General features: G+C 71.8%; 14 protein-coding genes, 2 tRNA genes and 1 pseudogene. 10 read left to right on the top strand and 7 right to left on the bottom strand.

What is annotated here, in order from left to right:
- The first annotated feature begins 43 nt into the window (after positions 1–43).
- The 4 genes from GR130_RS33340 (at position 44) to GR130_RS33325 (ending at position 5,366) form a co-directional block, all read left to right on the top strand.
- A complete protein-coding gene (locus tag GR130_RS33340; protein WP_236574053.1) occupies positions 44–2,935 on the top strand; it encodes a UPF0182 family membrane protein in 2,892 nt (963 codons plus the stop codon).
- Positions 2,936–3,043: 108 nt separating this feature from the next.
- Positions 3,044–3,117 (top strand) — tRNA-Met (locus tag GR130_RS33335).
- 207 nt (positions 3,118–3,324) lie between these two features.
- Entirely contained in the window at positions 3,325–5,169 is a 1,845-nt protein-coding gene (locus GR130_RS33330; protein WP_201305067.1) for a tetratricopeptide repeat protein, read from the top strand.
- 123 nt (positions 5,170–5,292) lie between these two features.
- Positions 5,293–5,366 (top strand) — tRNA-Met (locus GR130_RS33325).
- A 200-nt stretch (positions 5,367–5,566) separates the two neighbouring features.
- On the opposite strand, the gene GR130_RS33320 is transcribed toward GR130_RS33325, so the two are convergent.
- On the bottom strand, positions 5,567–5,983 hold the full coding sequence (locus GR130_RS33320; RefSeq protein ID WP_159508145.1) for a Fur family transcriptional regulator: 417 nt from the start codon (positions 5,981–5,983) through the stop codon (positions 5,567–5,569).
- Between the two features lie 160 nt (positions 5,984–6,143).
- Between GR130_RS33320 and GR130_RS33315 the strand changes: the two genes are divergently transcribed.
- Complete coding sequence (locus GR130_RS33315; RefSeq protein WP_159508144.1) at positions 6,144–7,607, top strand: catalase; 1,464 nt, start codon at positions 6,144–6,146, stop codon at positions 7,605–7,607.
- A gap of 279 nt (positions 7,608–7,886) precedes the next feature.
- Here the strand turns inward: GR130_RS33315 and GR130_RS33310 are convergent, their stop codons facing one another.
- Together GR130_RS33310 and hisN are read right to left on the bottom strand one after the other, a co-directional pair.
- Positions 7,887–8,288 (bottom strand): CBS domain-containing protein, encoded by a 402-nt coding sequence (locus GR130_RS33310; protein WP_159510372.1) that lies wholly within the window; start codon positions 8,286–8,288, stop codon positions 7,887–7,889.
- 211 nt (positions 8,289–8,499) lie between these two features.
- Positions 8,500–9,303: a histidinol-phosphatase gene (gene hisN / locus GR130_RS33305; RefSeq protein WP_159508143.1), complete on the bottom strand. Its 804-nt coding sequence runs from the start codon at positions 9,301–9,303 to the stop codon at positions 8,500–8,502.
- A gap of 186 nt (positions 9,304–9,489) precedes the next feature.
- Between hisN and GR130_RS33300 the strand changes: the two are divergent.
- A pseudogene (locus GR130_RS33300) lies at positions 9,490–10,006 on the top strand (TetR family transcriptional regulator); the annotation flags it as partial.
- A gap of 173 nt (positions 10,007–10,179) precedes the next feature.
- Here the strand turns inward: GR130_RS33300 and GR130_RS33295 are convergent.
- The 4 genes from GR130_RS33295 to GR130_RS33280 all read right to left on the bottom strand — a co-directional run bounded on the left by GR130_RS33295 (position 10,180) and on the right by GR130_RS33280 (position 13,894).
- On the bottom strand, positions 10,180–10,503 hold the full coding sequence (locus tag GR130_RS33295) for a DMT family transporter (RefSeq protein WP_043266021.1): 324 nt from the start codon (positions 10,501–10,503) through the stop codon (positions 10,180–10,182).
- 119 nt (positions 10,504–10,622) lie between these two features.
- Positions 10,623–11,630 (bottom strand): ribosome small subunit-dependent GTPase A, encoded by a 1,008-nt coding sequence (rsgA, locus tag GR130_RS33290; RefSeq protein WP_159508142.1) that lies wholly within the window; start codon positions 11,628–11,630, stop codon positions 10,623–10,625.
- 14 nt (positions 11,631–11,644) lie between these two features.
- The gene (aroA, locus tag GR130_RS33285; protein WP_159508141.1) at positions 11,645–13,003 is read right to left on the bottom strand and encodes a 3-phosphoshikimate 1-carboxyvinyltransferase; all 1,359 of its coding nucleotides are present in this window, start codon (positions 13,001–13,003) and stop codon (positions 11,645–11,647) included.
- A gap of 177 nt (positions 13,004–13,180) precedes the next feature.
- The gene (locus GR130_RS33280) at positions 13,181–13,894 is read right to left on the bottom strand and encodes a M50 family metallopeptidase (RefSeq protein WP_159508140.1); all 714 of its coding nucleotides are present in this window, start codon (positions 13,892–13,894) and stop codon (positions 13,181–13,183) included.
- A 35-nt stretch (positions 13,895–13,929) separates the two neighbouring features.
- Between GR130_RS33280 and GR130_RS33275 the strand changes: the two genes are divergently transcribed.
- The 4 genes from GR130_RS33275 (at position 13,930) to rsrA (ending at position 16,885) form a co-directional block, all read left to right on the top strand.
- On the top strand, positions 13,930–14,760 hold the full coding sequence (locus tag GR130_RS33275) for an SOS response-associated peptidase (protein ID WP_159508139.1): 831 nt from the start codon (positions 13,930–13,932) through the stop codon (positions 14,758–14,760).
- A 55-nt stretch (positions 14,761–14,815) separates the two neighbouring features.
- Positions 14,816–15,463: an alpha/beta hydrolase family protein gene (locus GR130_RS33270; protein ID WP_159508138.1), complete on the top strand. Its 648-nt coding sequence runs from the start codon at positions 14,816–14,818 to the stop codon at positions 15,461–15,463.
- Between the two features lie 313 nt (positions 15,464–15,776).
- Positions 15,777–16,481, top strand: coding sequence for a sigma-70 family RNA polymerase sigma factor (locus GR130_RS33265; protein WP_201305066.1), 705 nt, complete (start codon positions 15,777–15,779; stop codon positions 16,479–16,481).
- Positions 16,478–16,885 carry a mycothiol system anti-sigma-R factor gene (gene rsrA / locus GR130_RS33260; protein WP_159508136.1) on the top strand — a complete coding sequence of 136 codons (408 nt, stop codon included), beginning with the start codon at positions 16,478–16,480 and terminating at the stop codon, positions 16,883–16,885. The genes GR130_RS33265 and rsrA overlap by 4 nt, the downstream gene beginning before the upstream one ends.
- Positions 16,886–16,971 lie beyond the last annotated feature (86 nt).

The following is a 16,971-nucleotide window of genomic DNA, read 5'->3' as shown; positions in this document are numbered from 1 at the left end:
CACCACCCCACCGAACTTCGAGGTGCGCACCTTGGCTTTCCAGATGCCGGACCGCGGCGGAGGCCCGACAGGGCCACGGATCAGAGTCGGCCGACCGTCGCGGCGGTTCCGGACCCTGCTCATGACGTTGGGCGTACTGGCCGTATTGGCCATGCTCTTCGTGATGTTCTCGGGCTTCTGGACGGACTGGCTCTGGTACCGCTCCGTCAAGTTCTCCTCGGTCTTCACCACCACCCTGCTGACCAAGATCGGCCTGTTCTTCGCCTTCGGCATCGTGATGGCGGTGTGCGTCGGCGTCAACATCTGGCTGGCGCACCGGCTGCGGCCGCCGCTCAGCGCGATGTCAATAGAGCAGCAGAGCCTGGACCGCTACCGGATGGGCATCGCCCCGTTCAAGAAGTGGGCACTGCTCGCGGTGACGTCCGTGATCGGGCTGATCGCCGGGGCCTCCGCCTCCGGTGAGTGGCGTACGTGGCTCCAGTGGGTCAACGGCGTCCCGTTCGGCACGACGGACCCGCAGTTCGGCAAGGACGTCTCGTTCTACGCCTTCGATCTGCCCTGGTACCGCTTCCTGTTGAGCTTCGGCTTCGCCTGCGCGGTGCTGTGCCTGGTGGCCGCCGCGCTGACGCACTACCTCTACGGCGGGCTGCGGCTGACCAGCCCCGGCTCCCGGGCGACCGCCGCCGCGACCGGTCATCTCTCGGTGCTGCTGGGCATCTTCGTCTCACTGAAGGCGGTCGCGTACTGGCTCGACCGGTACGGCCTCGCGGTCAAGTCCAGCGGCCTGAAGTCGGCGGACAACTGGACCGGGCTGCGCTATGTCGACGCCAACGCCTATCTCCCGGCGAAGACCATCCTGTTCTTCATCGCGGCGATCTGCGCGCTCCTGTTCTTCGCCACCCTCTGGCGGCGCACGTGGCAGCTGCCGGTGATCGGCTTCGGCCTGATGGTGCTCTCCGCGGTCCTCATCGGCGGCCTGTATCCGGCCATCGTCCAGAAGTTCCAGGTCCAGCCGAACGAGCAGGCCAAGGAAGCGCCGTACATCAAGCAGAACATCAAGGCGACCCGGGACGCGTACGGCATCCAGGACTCCGAGGTCACGCCCTACAAGGGCAACTACAAGCCGGCGGGCAAGGACGACAGCCAGCGGCTGCGGGACGACGCCGACACCACGGCCAGCATGCGGCTGCTCGACCCGAACGTGGTCTCGCCGGCCTTCCAGCAACAGCAGCAGGTGCGGTCCTACTACCAGTTCCCGTCCACCCTGGACGTCGACCGGTACAAGGACAAGGACGGCAAGGAGCAGGACACCGTCATCGGCCTGCGCGAGCTGAACCTCGCCGGCATCCCCGAGCGCAACTGGATCAACGACCACTTCAAGTACACCCACGGCTACGGCGCGGTCACCGCCAAGGGGACGGAGACCGCCGACGGCGGCGGGCCCGACTACACCGAGGCGAACCTGCCGTCCAGGGGGCAGCTCCCGCCGTACGAACAGCGTGTCTACTACGGTGAGAAGACCACCCAGTACTCCATCGTGGGCGGGCCCCAGAAGGAGCTGGACTACTCCGACGACAGCGGTGAGAAGAGCTACCGCTACCAGGGCAGGAGCGGGGTCAGCCTGTCCAACCCGATCAACCGGGCCGCGTACGCGGTGGCGTTCGGGGAGCCGCAGATCCTGTACTCCGGTGCGATCGGCGACGGTTCGCGGATCCTGTACAACCGCACGCCCAAGGAGCGCGTCGAGTCCGTCGCGCCCTGGCTGACCATCGACGGCGACGCCTACCCGGCGGTGATCGACGGCCGGATCCAGTGGATCGTGGACGCATACACCACCAGCAACGGCTACCCGTACGCCTCGCGCACCACCCTCGGGGACAGCACCGCCGACTCGCTCACCAACGGCCAGCGGGCGGTGGTGGCCCAGCAGAACCAGGTCAACTACATCCGCAACTCGGTCAAGGCGACGGTCGACGCGTACGACGGCTCGGTCAAGCTCTACCAGTGGGACACCGAGGACCCGGTCCTCAAGACCTGGATGAAGGCGTTCCCCGGCACGGTCGAGAAGAAGAGCGCCATCAGCCCCGCGCTGAAGGAGCACCTGCGCTACCCGCAGGACCTCTTCAAGGTGCAGCGCCAGCTGCTGACCACGTACCACGTGACCGACCCGGGGACCTTCTACACCGGCTCGGAGCGCTGGCAGATCCCCAGCGACCCGACCACCAAGTCGGGCAACGCGGTTCCGCCGTACTACCTGAGCATGAAGATGCCCGACCAGAAGGAACAGGCGTTCTCGCTGACGACGACCTTCACGCCCAACAAGAAGGACAACCTCGGTGCCTTCATGGCGGTCGACGCCAATGCGACGAGCGGCGACTACGGCAGGATCAGACTGCTGAAGCTGCCCGCGCAGACACCGGTGCCCGGCCCGCAGCTGGCGCAGTCGAAGTTCAACTCCGATCCGACGATCGCCAACGAGCTCAACATCCTGAAGAAATTCGGCGACTCGGAGATCGAGTACGGCAATCTGCTCACCGTCCCCCTGGACGGTGGGCTGCTCTACGTCGAACCGGTCTATCTGCGCGGCGCCAACACCAACTACCCGCTCCTGAAGAAGGTGTTGGTCAGCTACGGCGACAGCAAGCCCGTCCTGGAGAACTCCCTGAAGGACGCGCTGGACGTGGTCTTCGGCAAGAAGGCGCCGAGCACCGGCACGGAGAATCCGCCCGGCGGCGGTGAGACCGGCCAGCAGCCGCCGCCATCCGGCCAGACCGTGCAGCAGGCACTCGGCGACGCCGAAAAGGCGTACGACGAGGGAGAGAAGGCGCGCGTCGCGGGCGACTGGGCCGCGTACGGCGAGGCCCAGAAGAAGCTCAAGGCCGCGCTGGACCGGGCCGCCAAGGCCTCCGAGAAGGGCGGCAAGTCGGGCGGCTGAGCCGCTGCGGCGGTACGCGGGCCCGGTGGCCGCCGGTGCGCAACCGGTGGCCACCGGGCCCGGCGTCAACTGCCGTCCCGGCGCCGTGATACGTTGGGGTCACAACGTCGCGGGGTGGAGCAGCTCGGTAGCTCGCTGGGCTCATAACCCAGAGGTCGCAGGTTCAAATCCTGTCCCCGCTACTCAAGACCAAGGCCCGGATTCCTTGAGAATCCGGGCCTTCGTCATGCGTTCGGGTCAAAGCTGGCCGGGGGCGGGTCGGAAGACCCATGTGGGAAAGCTGTGTGCTTGAGTTTGGCATGTCGCCGTGTCGGGAAGTCGACAAACCGCTGAAGTGACCTCACTGGCTGCGGTATACCAGGTGTACGCGGGTTACGGGTGATGCGACGATGGCTCTTATGGGGGACAAGGCAAGGTTGTTGGAGACAGACCGGTTTGTGCATGCGCCCGACGACGGGCGCGAATCCGAGATGCCGATGGACGCGATGGAGGCCGCCGAGGCGTCCGACGCGGTGACCGAGACCAGTCACCGCCGGGCCGCGCAGGCGGGCGACACCGCCGCCATGAGCGCGCTGGGCGCGATGCTGCTGCGCCGCGCCGACCTGGACGGGGCCGAGCCGCACCTGCGCTCCGCAGCCGCCGCCGGAGACCGCGCCGCGGCCAACAACCTCGGCGTCCTGCTGCACCAGCGGGGCTACGCCGACGAGGCCGCCGGCTGGTGGCGGATCGCCGCCGTCGCCGGCTCCGCCGCCGCCGCGCACGCCCTGGGCCGCCACTACCGCGAGCGCGGCGACGAACCGGCCGCCGAGTACTGGCTGCGCCAGTCCGCGGAGTCCGGCCACTGCCTGGGCGCGTACGGCCTCGCCGACCTGCTGGAGCACCGGGGCGACATCGGCGCCGAGCGCTGGTTCCGGACCGCCGCCGAGCGCGGCCACCGCGAGGCCGCGTACCGCCTGGCCCGGCTCATCGAGGACGGTCGCGACGCGGACCGCCGAGCGGTGCCCGCCTACGGCGAGTTGACGCAGCAGGCCGAGGCCGAGCAGTGGTACCGCCAGGCCGCCGCGCGCGGACACCGGCGGGCCGCGCTCCAGTTGGGCGCGCTGCTGGAGGACCGCGGCGACGTCCAGGAGGCGGGCCGCTGGTACCTGTCCGCGGCCAAGGACGGTGAGGCGCGGGCCGCCTGCGCGCTGGGCTTCCTGCTGCGCGACGCCGGGGACGAGGAGAGCGCCGCGGAGTGGTGGCGGCGCGCGGCCCAGGACGGCGACGGCAACGCCGCCAACGCGCTGGGCGCGCTGCACGCCGACCGCGGCGAACTGCAGACCGCCGAGCGCTGGTACCGCGCCGCGCTGGAAGCCGGGGACGTCAACGGTGCCTACAACCTGGGCCTGTTGTGCGCCGAGCAGGGCTCACCGGGCCGCAGCGAGCAGTGGTACCGCCGGGCCGCGTACGCGGGCCACCGCGAGGCCGCCAACGCGCTGGCCATCCTGCTGCTCCAGCGCGGCGACGCATCCGGGGCGGAGCCGTGGTTCTCCAAGGCGGCCGAAGCGGGCAGCGTGGACGCCGCGTTCAACCTCGGCATCCTGTTCGCCGGCCGCGGTGAGGAGCGGCTGGCGCACTGCTGGTACGAGCGGGCGGCGGCGGCCGGGCACACCGAGGCGGCGCTCCAGGTCGCCATCGTGCAGCTGCGCGACGGCGAACTCCTGGACGCGGAGCGGAATCTGCGCTGCGCCGCCGGCGGCGGCAGCGCCGAGGCCGCGTTCCGGCTCGCCGACCTCCTGGACCGCAAGGCCGCGGAGGCGGGCGGCGCCGGGCCCGCGGACGGTGACCGGACCGGCGACGACGAGAGCACGCAGTGGTACGAGAGGGCCGCCCGGCAGGGGCACCGCCGCGCCCAGGTCCGGGTTGGCATGTTCGCGGCGGCTCGTGGTGATGCCGTCGAGGCGGCGACCTGGTACCGCGCGGCGGCCGAGGCCGGCAGCCGCAACGGCGCCTTCAACCTCGGGCTGCTGCTGGCCCGCGAGGGCAGCCTCCCCGAGGCCACCATGTGGTGGCAGCGCGCCGCCGAGGACGGCCACGGCCGGGCGGCGCTCCGGCTGGCGCTGATCGCCGCCCGGCGCGGTGCGCTGGCGGAGGCGCAGAAGTGGTGCGGGCGGGCCGTGGAGCTGGGGCCGCCGGAGGTCGCGGAGCGGGCGGCGCGGCTCCGCACCGCCCTCCAGGAGGAGCTGAGCGCCTGAGTCGGTCGATGGGGCAGGGCCGGGCCCGCGGCGGCCCAGGGGTGCTGCCGGAGGGCCGGGCCCTGGGCCGCGGAAGGGATTTGCGCTGGTCGTCGGCCTGGGGTTAGAGTTGTGCCACAACGACGCGGGGTGGAGCAGCTCGGTAGCTCGCTGGGCTCATAACCCAGAGGTCGCAGGTTCAAATCCTGTCCCCGCTACTGAAGACCAGGGCCCGGATCCTTCGAGGATCCGGGCCTTCGTCGTATGCGCTCTCCTACGTGCCGCGGCCCAGGCCCTCCACCGGGACCGCCGGTTCACGGCCCGGCCGCCTGCCGCCTCCGCGTACGGGGCGCGGTCGAGCGGCGAGGCGGAGTCCGCCCCGCCGCCGGGCCGGTGCGGACTCCGGCCGGCCCCTCCCTCAGGAGCCGGAGCAGTTGGGGCAGATGCCCCGGTACGTCACGGTGACCTCGGAGACCTGGAAGCCGTAGCGCTCCGGTTCGGGGAGGGCGGAGAGCGGGTCGCCGTGGACGTGGACGTCGCGGATCGTGCCGCAGCGCGAGCAGACCAGGTGCTGGTGGTCGTGATGGGCGTTGGGGTCGTAGCGCTTGGCGCGGCCGTCGGTGCTCACCTCGATCACCTCGCCGAGCGAGACCAGTTCGCCGAGGGTGTTGTAGACCGTGGCGCGGGAGATCTCGGGGAGGCGTTCGGTCGCCCGGGCGTGCACCTCGTCGGCGGTGTAGTGGACGTGGTCCCCGTCGAGGACCTCGGCGACGACGCGGCGCTGTGCGGTCAGCCGCCAGCCGCGTCCCCGGAGTCGTTCCAGCAGGTCACTCATGCCAATCACCTATCAGTCAGATAGACACCAGGGTACCAGTGGGGGTCCATCACCGGATCGGGTACGAGTTTCGTGCACTTCTTGACTTAGACAATGTCCAATGTAGGATCGTGATCGGCGCAAGCCAAGGGCAGGTGTACGAAGACGTCAGGAGGCGCACGTGTCGGTAGAGACCACCACCGGACCGCTGACCACAGAGGCCGGGGCCCCGGTCGCGGACAACCAGAACAGCGAGACGGCCGGCGTCGGCGGCCCCGGTCTGATCCAGGACCAGCTCCTGATCGAGAAGCTCGCGCACTTCAACCGCGAGCGCATTCCGGAGCGCATCGTGCACGCCCGGGGCGCCGGTGCGTACGGCACGTTCACGGTGACCGCGGACGTGACCAAGTACACCCGCGCGAACTTCCTCTCCGAGGTCGGCAAGCAGACCGAGACGTTCCTGCGCTTCTCGACGGTCGCCGGCAACCTCGGAGCGGCGGACGCGGTGCGCGACCCCCGTGGCTTCGCCCTGAAGTTCTACACCGAGGAGGGCAACTACGACCTCGTCGGCAACAACACCCCGGTGTTCTTCATCAAGGACGCCATCAAGTTCCCCGACTTCATCCACACCCAGAAGCGCGACCCGTACACCGGCTCCCAAGAGGCGGACAACGTCTGGGACTTCTGGGGCCTGTCGCCCGAGTCCACCCACCAGGTGACCTGGCTGTTCGGCGACCGCGGCATCCCCGCCACGTACCGCCACATGAACGGCTACGGCTCGCACACCTTCCAGTGGAACAACGAGGCGGGCGAGGTCTTCTGGGTCAAGTACCACTTCAAGACCGACCAGGGCATCAAGAACCTCACCCAGGACGAGGCCAACAAGCTCGCCGGTGAGGACCCGGACAGCCACCAGCGCGACCTGCGCGAGTCCATCGAGCGCGGCGACTTCCCGACCTGGACCGTCCAGGTGCAGATCATGCCGGCGGCCGAGGCGGCCACCTACCGCTTCAACCCGTTCGACCTGACCAAGGTCTGGCCGCACGAGGACTACCCGCCGATCGAGATCGGCAAGTTGGAGCTCAACCGCAACCCGCAGAACATCTTCGCCGAGGTCGAGCAGTCGATCTTCTCCCCGCACCACTTCGTGCCGGGTATCGGCCCGTCCCCCGACAAGATGCTCCAGGGCCGGCTCTTCGCGTACGGCGACGCCCACCGCTACCGCGTCGGCATCAACGCCGACCACCTCCCGGTCAACCGCCCGCACGCCACGGAGGCGCGCAGCCACGGCCGCGACGGGGCCCTCTACGACGGCCGCCACGGCGGCCGGAAGAACTACGAGCCGAACAGCTTCGGCGGCCCGGCCGAGACCGGTCGGGCGCTGTGGCAGCCGGTCGCGGTGACCGGTGAGTCCGGCAAGAGCGCGGCGCCCTCGCACGCCGAGGACGACGACTTCGTGCAGGCGGGCAACCTCTACCGCCTGATATCGGAGGCCGAGAAGGAGCGCCTGATCAACAACCTGGCGGGCTTCATCGCCAAGGTCTCCCGCGACGACATCGCGCAGCGCGCGATCGAGAACTTCCGCAAGGCGGACGCGGACTACGGCAAGCGGCTGGAAGCCGCGGTCCAGGCCCTGCGCGGCTAGCCGGAGCGCCCCCCCCGGCCGGACCGCCGCCGCTTCACGCGGGGACGTCTCCGGCCGCGGGACCGCTCAACTGCCGCTTGCCGTAAGAGCCGAAGAGGCCGGACGCCATGGGGCTCCGGCCTCTTCGTGCGCCTTGGAGGGGAGCGTACGGAACCGGTCCGGCCCGCGGCGGCACCGGCCGGGCCAGCCGGCAGCACTGGCTCGGCTTGCCGGCAGCGCTTGCCCGGCTTGCCGGCAGCGCTTGCCCGGCTTGCAGCAGTGCTTGCCCGGCTTGCAGCCTCAGGCGGGAATTGCGTCCGCCCGCACCGGGACGGCCGACCAGCAGCGGATGATGTCGCGGACCGAGACGACGCCGACCGGTTCGTGGTCGTCGAGGACGATGAGATGGCGGAAGCCGCCGCGCACCATGGCCTCCGCGGCGTCGTCCAGGGTCCAGTCCGGTGTCGCGAAGACCACGTCGGGGGTGGTGTGGCTCTGTGCGGTCTCCCGGTCGGGGTTCTCGCCCGCGCCGAGGGAGTTGAGGATGTCGCGCTCGGTGAGGATGCCGATGCCACAGGTGTCGTTGTCGAGGACCACGGCCGAGCCGATGCGGCGGGCCGCCATCAGTCGTGCCGCCTGGCGGAGGGTGTGAGCCGGCCCGATGGTGAGGACCACCGTGCTCATGGCGTCTTTGACGAGCATGGGCATGGAGTGGAGCCACCTCCTTGGTGCATGTGACCTTGCGAACCGATTCACAAGTTCACAAACTGGGGGATTCTCATGTTCACATGCTCCGGTTGGCGCAACAAGGGGCAAATGTTGGACGCCTGTCCGAATATCTGCCCCTTCGCGGGTCGGCGCAGGTCGGCACCTGGACTCGGCGCGCGATCGGCCGCGGGCCGGCCGCCGGACGTCAGCCCCGGGTGTCGCCGAGGTAGCTCAGCAGGTCCTCGTGGAGCAGCCCGTTGGAGGCGGCGGCGTTCCCGCTGTGCGGGCCCGGTCGGCCGTCCAGCCCCGTGAACCGGCCGCCCGACTCCTGGACGATGACCGCGCAGGCCGCCATGTCCCACAGCGACAGCTCGGGCTCCGCGCAGATGTCCACCGAGCCCTCGGCGACCATCATGTACGGCCAGAAGTCCCCGTAGGCCCGGGTGCGCCAGCAGTCCCGGGACAGGTCGAGGAAACTGGACAGTCGGCCGCGCTCCTCCCAGCCGGTCAGCGAGGAGTACGCGAACGAGGCGTCCTGGATGCGGCCGACCCGCGAGGCGGTGAGCCGGGTCGCGGAGGTCAGGCTGCGGCCGGTGAAGGCGCCCAGGCCCTCGGCGGCCCACCAGCGGCGGTTCAGCGCCGGGGCGGAGACGATGCCGACCACCGGCCGGTCGCCGCCCTCGCCGCGCTCCATCAGGGCGATCAGCGTCGCCCACACCGGCACCCCGCGGACGTAGTTCTTGGTGCCGTCGATCGGGTCGATGATCCAGCGGCGCGGCCCCGAGCCCTCGCTGCCGAACTCCTCGCCGAGCACCGCGTCCCGCGGCCGGGCGCGCTGGAGCTGGCCGCGGATCAGCTCCTCGGCGGATTTGTCCGCCTCGCTCACCGGTGTCATGTCCGGTTTGGTCTCGACCTTGAGGTCGAGGGCCTTGAACCGCTCCATCGTCGCGGCGTCCGCGGCGTCCGCGAGGACATGGCCGAGGCGAAGATCATCGTGATAGTCGGGCATGTGCGAACAGTATCTACTGGTATACGCGGGAGCCACACGACCATGCCGGGCCCTACGGGTGGTGTCTCGGGGCGCGGCGCGCAGGCTCCCCCGGACGGTCCCCGCGGCGACCCTTGACAGCTTCTGACGTGGCGTCAATTCTGTGCGGGAGCAGCTGATTCGGGCCTCGGCCCGGGGAGGTGGGGGATGCCTTCGGCACGTGAGTCCCTCCTGGACGCCGCCTATGCGGCGCTGCTGGCCCGCGCCTGGACGACCGTTCGGATGGTGGACGTGGCGACCGCGGCCGGGGTGTCCCGGCAGACGCTCTACAACGAGTTCGGCAGCAAGGAGGGGCTGGCGCGCGCCCTCGTCCGCCGGGAGACCGACACCTACCTGGCCGGGGTGGAGCGGGCGCTCGCCCCGGACGGGCCGGCGGCGGCCGGGGCGCCGGGCGACGCGGCCGGGCGGGTGGTCGCCGCGGCGGCCTGGACGCTGCGCACGGCGCGGGCGAATCCGCTGGTCAGGGCCGCGCTCACCGGATGCTGGGCGGACCGTCTGCCGACCCCGCCGAACGGTCCCGCCGAGCTGGTCGGCCGCTTCCGGGACAGGGCGGTCGCCGCACTGGAGCCCGGCTGGCCGCGCGAGGAGCTGCCCGCCCTGGGCGCCGCCTGCGAGACCGCGGCCCGGCTGACGCTGTCCTGCGTGGTCGCCCCGGCGGACGGCGCGGACCCTCGGCCGGGTCCCGCCGGGCGGGCGCCGGGCCGGGTACCGCCGCCGCGGCGGGGGCCGCACCGGGAGCCGGAGGGCGAGGCGGTGGACCGGCTCGTACGGGGCGCGTTCGCGGGGCTGCCGGAGCGCGGCGCGGCGGCCGGACCCGGTCGGGCGGAGGGGCCGGTGTCAGTGCGCCGACCCGGACAACTGCAGCCCGATCACCCCGACGATGACCAGGGTGATGGAGACGATCTTCAGGGTGGAGACCAGGTCGCCGAGGAAGACCATGCCGTAGATCGCGGTGCCGGCCGCGCCGATTCCGGTCCAGACCGCGTACGCCGGGCCCACGTCGAGCTTGCGCAGCGCCAGCGTCAGCAGGCCGAAGCTGCCGAGGGCGAACGCGGCGAAGGCGAGGGTCGGGAAGAGGCGGGTGAAGCCGTGTGAGAGCTTGAGGCAGACCGCGAAGCCGGTCTCCAGGATCCCCGCCACCACGACCAGCAGCCACGCCATGTCCCATTGCCTCCGTCAGCTCGATGACCGCTTCAGCCAGGTGACCACTTCGCCGGTACGGGACCGGCCCGGGTGCGATTATGCCCGCGGCCCGGAGGGGCGGCAGCGGATTGCCGCGGTCAGTCGCCCTCGCGTCGCTCCCGGGTGGCCAGCAGGCGGCGCAGTGAGTACAGCCGGGCCGGCTCGGCGTGCCCGTCGGCCACCCACTCGTCCAGCGCGCAGTCCTGCTCGTCGTGGCTGCACGCGCGCGGGCAGCCTTCGGTGCCCGGCTCCAGGTCGGGGAAGGCGTGGATGACCCGGGACGGGTCGATGTGGGCCAGCCCGAAGGACCGTACGCCGGGGGTGTCGATGACCCAGCCGGAGTCGCCGGGCAGCGGCAGCGCGAGCGCGGAGGTGGTGGTGTGCCGGCCGCGGCCGGTGACCGCGTTGACCTGGCCGGTGGCCCGGCGGCGCTCGGGGACGAGGGCGTTGACCAGGGTGGTCTTGCCCACCCCGGAGTGCCCGACGAACGCCGTCATCCGCCCGGTCAGCTGCTCCCGGACGCGGTCGGCGGCGGTGCCGTCGGCGAGTTCGTCGCGGTTGGTGACGACGTACGGGACGCCGAGCGCGCCGTAGGACTCCAACAGGGCGTCCGCGGAGGCCAGATCCGACTTGGTCAGCACCAGGAGCGGGTCCAGGCCCGCGTCGTAGGCGGCGACCAGGCAGCGGTCGATGAGCCGCGGGCGCGGCTCGGGGTCGGCGAGCGCGGTGACGATGGCGAGCTGGTCGGCGTTGGCGACCACCACCCGCTCGTACGGGTCGTCGTCGTCGGCCGTACGGCGCAGCGTCGAGGTGCGCGGTTCGACCCGGACTATCCGGGCGAGGGTGTCCTTGGCGCCGGTCAGGTCGCCGACCACCGCGACCCGGTCGCCGACCACGGCGCTCTTGCGGCCCAGTTCGCGGGCCTTCATCGCGGTGACCGTGCGGCCTTCGATGAGGCAGGTGAGGCGGCCCCGGTCGACGGTCAGGACCAGGCCCTCGCAGGCGTCCTCGTGCTTGGGGCGGATGTTCGTACGGGGACGGTTGCCCTTGCGGTTGGGGCGTACGCGGACGTCGTCCTCATCGGGGTTCTTGCCGTAGCGGCGCATGGCGGCGGCTGCTCTCAGGCTCTCCGGGCGGGGACCGCCGGATCGAGCATGTCCGTCCACAGGCCGGGGAAGTCGGGCAGCGTCTTGCCGGTGGTGGCGACGTTCTCCACCTCGATGCCCTCGACGGCGAGGCCGATGACCGCGGCGGCGGTGGCCAGCCGGTGGTCCTCGTAGGTGTGGAAGATGCCGCCGTGCAGCGGGCGCGGCCGGATGTGCAGCCCGTCGGCGGTCTCGGTGACGTCGCCGCCGAGTTCGTTGAGCTCCTTGGTGAGCGCGGCGAGCCGGTCGGTCTCGTGCAGCCGCAGGTGGGCGACGCCGCGGAGCGTGGAGGGGGAGTCGGCGAGTGCGGCGACCGCGGCGATGCCCGGGGTCAGCTCGCCGACCTCGCCGAGGTCGACGTCGATGCCGTGGATCCGGCCGCTGCCGGTGAAGGTCAGCCCCTGGTCGGTCAGTTCGCAGGAACCGCCCATGGCGGTGAAGATCTCGCGCAGCGCGTCGCCGGGCTGGGTGGTGCGCTCGGGCCAGTCCGGGATGGTGACCCGGCCGCCGGTGACCAGCGCCGCGGCCAGGAAGGGCTGGGCGTTGGAGAGGTCCGGCTCGACGACCAGGTCGCGGCCGAGCAGGGCACCGGGGGTGACCCGCCAGACGTTCGGCTCGCCGCCCGCCTCCGGGGTGTCCACCTGGGCGCCGACGCCGCGCAGCATGTCGACGGTCATCCGGATGTGCGGCATCGAGGGCAGCGCCGCGCCGACGTGGCGGACCTCGACGCCCTGGTTGAAGCGCGCCGCGGACAGCAGCAGGGCGCTGACGAACTGGGACGACGAGGAGGCGTCGATCTCCACCCTGCCGCCCTCCAGGGCGCCGCCGCCGAACACCGTCATCGGGAGGGCGCCGCGGTTGTCGTCGTCGATACGGGCGCCGAGGGCGCGCAGCGCGTCGATGACACCGCCCAGCGGGCGCTCGTAGGAGCGGGGGTCGCCGTCGAAGCGGACGGGGCCGTCGGCGAGCGCGGCGACCGGCGGCAGGAAGCGCATGACCGTGCCGGCGTTGCCGACGTCGACGGTGGCCGGGCCGTGCAGCCCGGCGGGGATGATCCGCCACGCCTCGCCGCCGGCCGTGCCGGAGGGGCCGGAGGAGCTGGACGAGGCCGTCTCCTCGATGCCGACGCCCATGGTGCGCAGCGCCTCGGCCATCAGGAGCGTGTCGCGGGAGCGCAGCGGGCGGCGCAGCCAGCCGGGCTCGGAGGAGAGGGCGGCCAGGACCAGGCCGCGGTTCGTGACCGATTTCGAGCCGGGCACAGTGACGGTGGCATCGACCGCCCCCGGGGCTACGGGGGCGGGCCACAGGGCGGGGAGTGCGGGGCTCTCGGTCATGCCCTTACTTTAATGGCTGGGCAAGGGTGCCGATCTTGATCAAAAGCGGCGCAACCTGCACGAAACATGGCACTGGTAGTGCAGCCGCTGGCCAGAGGCGTATACGGGGCGCCACCGCCGTACGGAATACGGGTCACCGGTGGCCGGACGGCGCCGCCCGCCACGGGGCGCGGCCGGTCAGAGGCCGAGCAGCCAGCGCCCGCCGCCCATCAGGGAGCACAGCGTCAACACATGGAAGAACCCGAGCCAGACGGCCGCCGGGACGTGGGTCAGGCGGGCGAGCTGGTCCGGGTCGGAGTCCACGGCGCCGCCGCGCCGCCGCTTGCCCTGGAGCTCGAAGGGCGGCCGTATCCCGCCGAGCAGCAGGAACCACACCACCGCGTACGCGAACGCCGCCTGCACCTGCGGTGTCGTCAGCCAGGAGACCAGCAGGAAGGTGCCGCCCGCGAGGACGACGGTGAGCACGCCGTACGCGTTGCGGATCATCACCAGCATCGCCAGCAGCAGCGCGGTGGCGCCCCACAGGAGGGCCGTGATGTGTCCGGAGGCGAGCAGCGCGGCGCCCGCCAGGCCGAGCAGGGACGGGGCTGTGTAGCCGGCCGCGGCGGTCAGCACCATGCCCAGGCCGTGCGGCTTGCCCCGGGAGACGGTCAGCCCCGAGGTGTCCGAGTGCAGCCGGATGCCGTCCAGGCGGCGGCCGGTGACCAGGGCGATCAGCCCGTGGCCGCCCTCGTGGGCGATGGTGACGGCGTTGCGCGAGAGCCGCCAGGCGGTGCGCGGGACGACGGCGCCGAGGGCGAGCACGCCCGTGACGATCACCAGCCAGAGGCCCGGATCGGGCTGGGCCCCGAAGACCCGGTCCCATACGTCGGTGATGTGGTGGGTGTCCATGTCTCCCCTTCGTGTGGCATGGCAGTGTGGCATGCATGTGCGGTAGGTATGCGGCGAGCCGTCGCCCCGAGGAACTGACGGGGATCTTCGGCGTACAGCGGTGGGACCCGAAGGAGACCCTGGCGCCCAGTTGGAACATCGCTCCGACGGACAACGTGCGGGTGGTACTGGAACGTCCCCTCAAGGGCGAGGCGGCCGCCGCCTTCCCGCCCGGCCCGGTGCGCCAGCTGCGCACGCTCAAGTGGGGCCTGGTCCCGTCGTGGTCGAAATCACCCGAGGCCGCGGCGAAGATGATCAACGCGCGGGCGGAGACGGTGCACGAGAAGCCGTCCTTCCGGCAGGCGTTCGCCACCCGCCGCTGCCTGCTCCCCGGCGACGGCTATTTCGAGTGGGTCACCGACGCCGCCGAGCGGGAGCTGGAGGAGCAGGGCAGGCGGAAGCGGCCCCGCAAGCAGCCGTACTTCGTGACGCCCGCGGACGGGTCGGTGATGGCGATGGCCGGGCTGTACGAGTTCTGGCGGGACCGCACGCTGCCCGGCGACCACCCGCTGGCCTGGTGGGCGACCTGCACCGTCGTCACCACCGAGGCCGAGACCACCCCGCTCGCCGGGGCCGCCGGCGCCGAGGGCCCGCAGTCGCTCGCCGACATCCACCCCCGGATGCCGCTGGTCCTGCCGCCGGACCGCTGGGACGCCTGGCTGGACCCGGCCCGCACCGACCCCGACGAGGTCCGCGAGCTGCTGGCGCCCCCGCCGGCCGGGCTGATGCGGGCCCATCCCGTCCCGACCGGCGTCAGCAACGTCCGCAACAACGGGCCGGAATTGGTCACCGAGCTGGACGGCCCCGAGGTCGGCACGCTCTTCTAGGGGCCCGGGGCGCGCTGCGGTGCCCTTCCCGGTGCGCCGCGGGCAGGATGGGCGTATGAGCACAGGGGCGAACGAGAGCGAGACGGTCGGCACACCTGCCGGCGACGCGCGGATCACCTGGTACCGGGACGCCGAGCCGTCCCGGGCCGTGGTAGCCGTCGGCCACGGCGCGGGCGGCGGCATCGAGGCCCGCGACCTGCGGGCCCTCGCGGCGACGCTGCCGGCCCGCGGGTACACGGTCGCGCTGGTCGAGCAGCCGTGGCGGGTGGCCGGCAAGAAGCTGGCTCCCGCGCCGAAGACCCTGGACGCCGGGTGGACCGCGCTCTGGCCGGCGCTGGAGAAGCCGGGGCTGCCGGTGGTCGCGGGCGGTCGCAGCGCGGGCGCCCGGGTGGCCTGCCGTACGGCGCGCGAGCTGGGTGCCCACGCCGTCCTGGCGCTGAGCTTCCCGCTGCACCCGCCGGGGAGGCCGGAGAAGTCGCGGGCGGAGGAGCTGACGGGCGCCGGGGTGCCGACGCTGGTCGTCCAGGGTGGCCGGGACCCCTTCGGGCGGCCGGCGGAGTTCCCGGCGGGCACCGAGATCACCGAGGTGGACCACGGCGACCACGGCTTCGCCGTGCCGAAGTCGGCGGGGGTGACCGAGGCGGAGTCGATGGCACAGCTCACCGACGCGGTGGTGGCGTGGCTGGACGGCATGTTCGGCTGACCGGCCCGGGACGCGCCTCCCGTGGGCCGGATCCCGCCGGACCTGCGCGGAAGTCCCGCGGCGGACCGGGAATGATCCGGGACGCGGCCGCTGTTGTGCCTGGCGTAGGCAGTGGAGTACGTCCAGCGCAGCACGAGGAATGGGAGTCCGCCGCATGGGAATCGCTTGCCCGGCCCGCCCGGCCGCCGACCTGAAGTGGTCGCCGATGCAGGTGGCACAGCCCGCCCTCGTTGGAGCGGCGGCGGTACCGGATCGTCGTCTATTCTCCGAATCGAGTGGGTCCGCGGCTGGATCCGCCACGGGGTTGGAGGAGGTGGGTCCGGTCACCGGTACCGACGCAGGGACCGACGGCACGGCGGGAGAGCAGACCGCTGGTCGGCAGGAGAGCGACGCCGAGCGCAACGCGCGCTTCGAGCGGGACGCCCTCGGCTTCCTCGACCAGATGTACTCCGCCGCGCTGCGCATGACGCGCAATCCGGCCGACGCGGAGGACCTGGTGCAGGAGACGTACGCGAAGGCGTACGCGTCCTTCCACCAGTTCCGGGAGGGGACCAACCTCAAAGCCTGGCTGTACCGCATCCTCACGAACACCTTCATCAACTCCTACCGCAAGAAGCAGCGGGAGCCGCAGCGCAGCGCCGCCGACGAGATCGAGGACTGGCAGCTGGCGCGCGCCGAGTCGCACATGTCGACGGGTCTGCGCTCCGCCGAGTCGCAGGCGCTCGACCACCTTCCGGACTCGGACGTGAAGGCCGCGCTCCAGGCGATCCCCGAGGAATTCCGCATCGCGGTCTATCTCGCGGACGTCGAGGGCTTTGCGTACAAGGAGATCGCGGACATCATGGGGACACCCATCGGCACGGTGATGTCCCGTCTGCACCGCGGCCGGCGCCAACTGCGCGGCATGCTGGAGGATTACGCCCGCGAGCGCGGGCTGGTCCCGGCGGGGGCGACGGCTGCGAAGACGCAGCCCGCGCCGGCGTCGGAGCCGCACGACCGGAAAGGCTCGGGATCATGAGCTGCGGAGAGCCGCACGAGAAGGACTGCTCAGAGGTCCTTGACCACCTCTACGAGTATCTCGACCGCGAGATGCCGGCGGGGGAGTGCGCGGAGTTCCAGGTCCATCTCGACGAATGCTCGCCGTGCCTGGAGAAGTACGGCCTGGAGCAGGCCGTCAAGAAGCTCGTCAAGCGCTGCTGCGGCCACGATGACGTCCCCTCCGACCTGCGCTCCAAGGTCATGGGCCGGATCGACCTGATCCGGGCCGGGGAGGCCGTGCCCGAGGTCAGCGTGCTCGACCAGGCCCGGCATGAGCAGGCCCAGCGGGAGCGTGCGGCGGAGGCGTCCGGCGGCTCCGGCGCGGACGCGGCCGAGCCCGCCGGGAAGACCGAAGCACGCAGCAAGACGGCGCGCGCCGAATAACGCCGCGCATCACCCTAAGGGGTGAGGGCTGGGGCGATTCGTCCCGCCCGATCCGCTGATGCGCCCTCTGCGGCGCCCAGGCCCCT

The organism is Streptomyces sp. GS7, from assembly GCF_009834125.1.
Taxonomy (GTDB): Bacteria; Actinomycetota; Actinomycetes; order Streptomycetales; family Streptomycetaceae; genus Streptomyces.
Note: the sequence above shows the minus strand (reverse complement) of the source record. Positions and strands in the feature narration are given on the sequence as shown.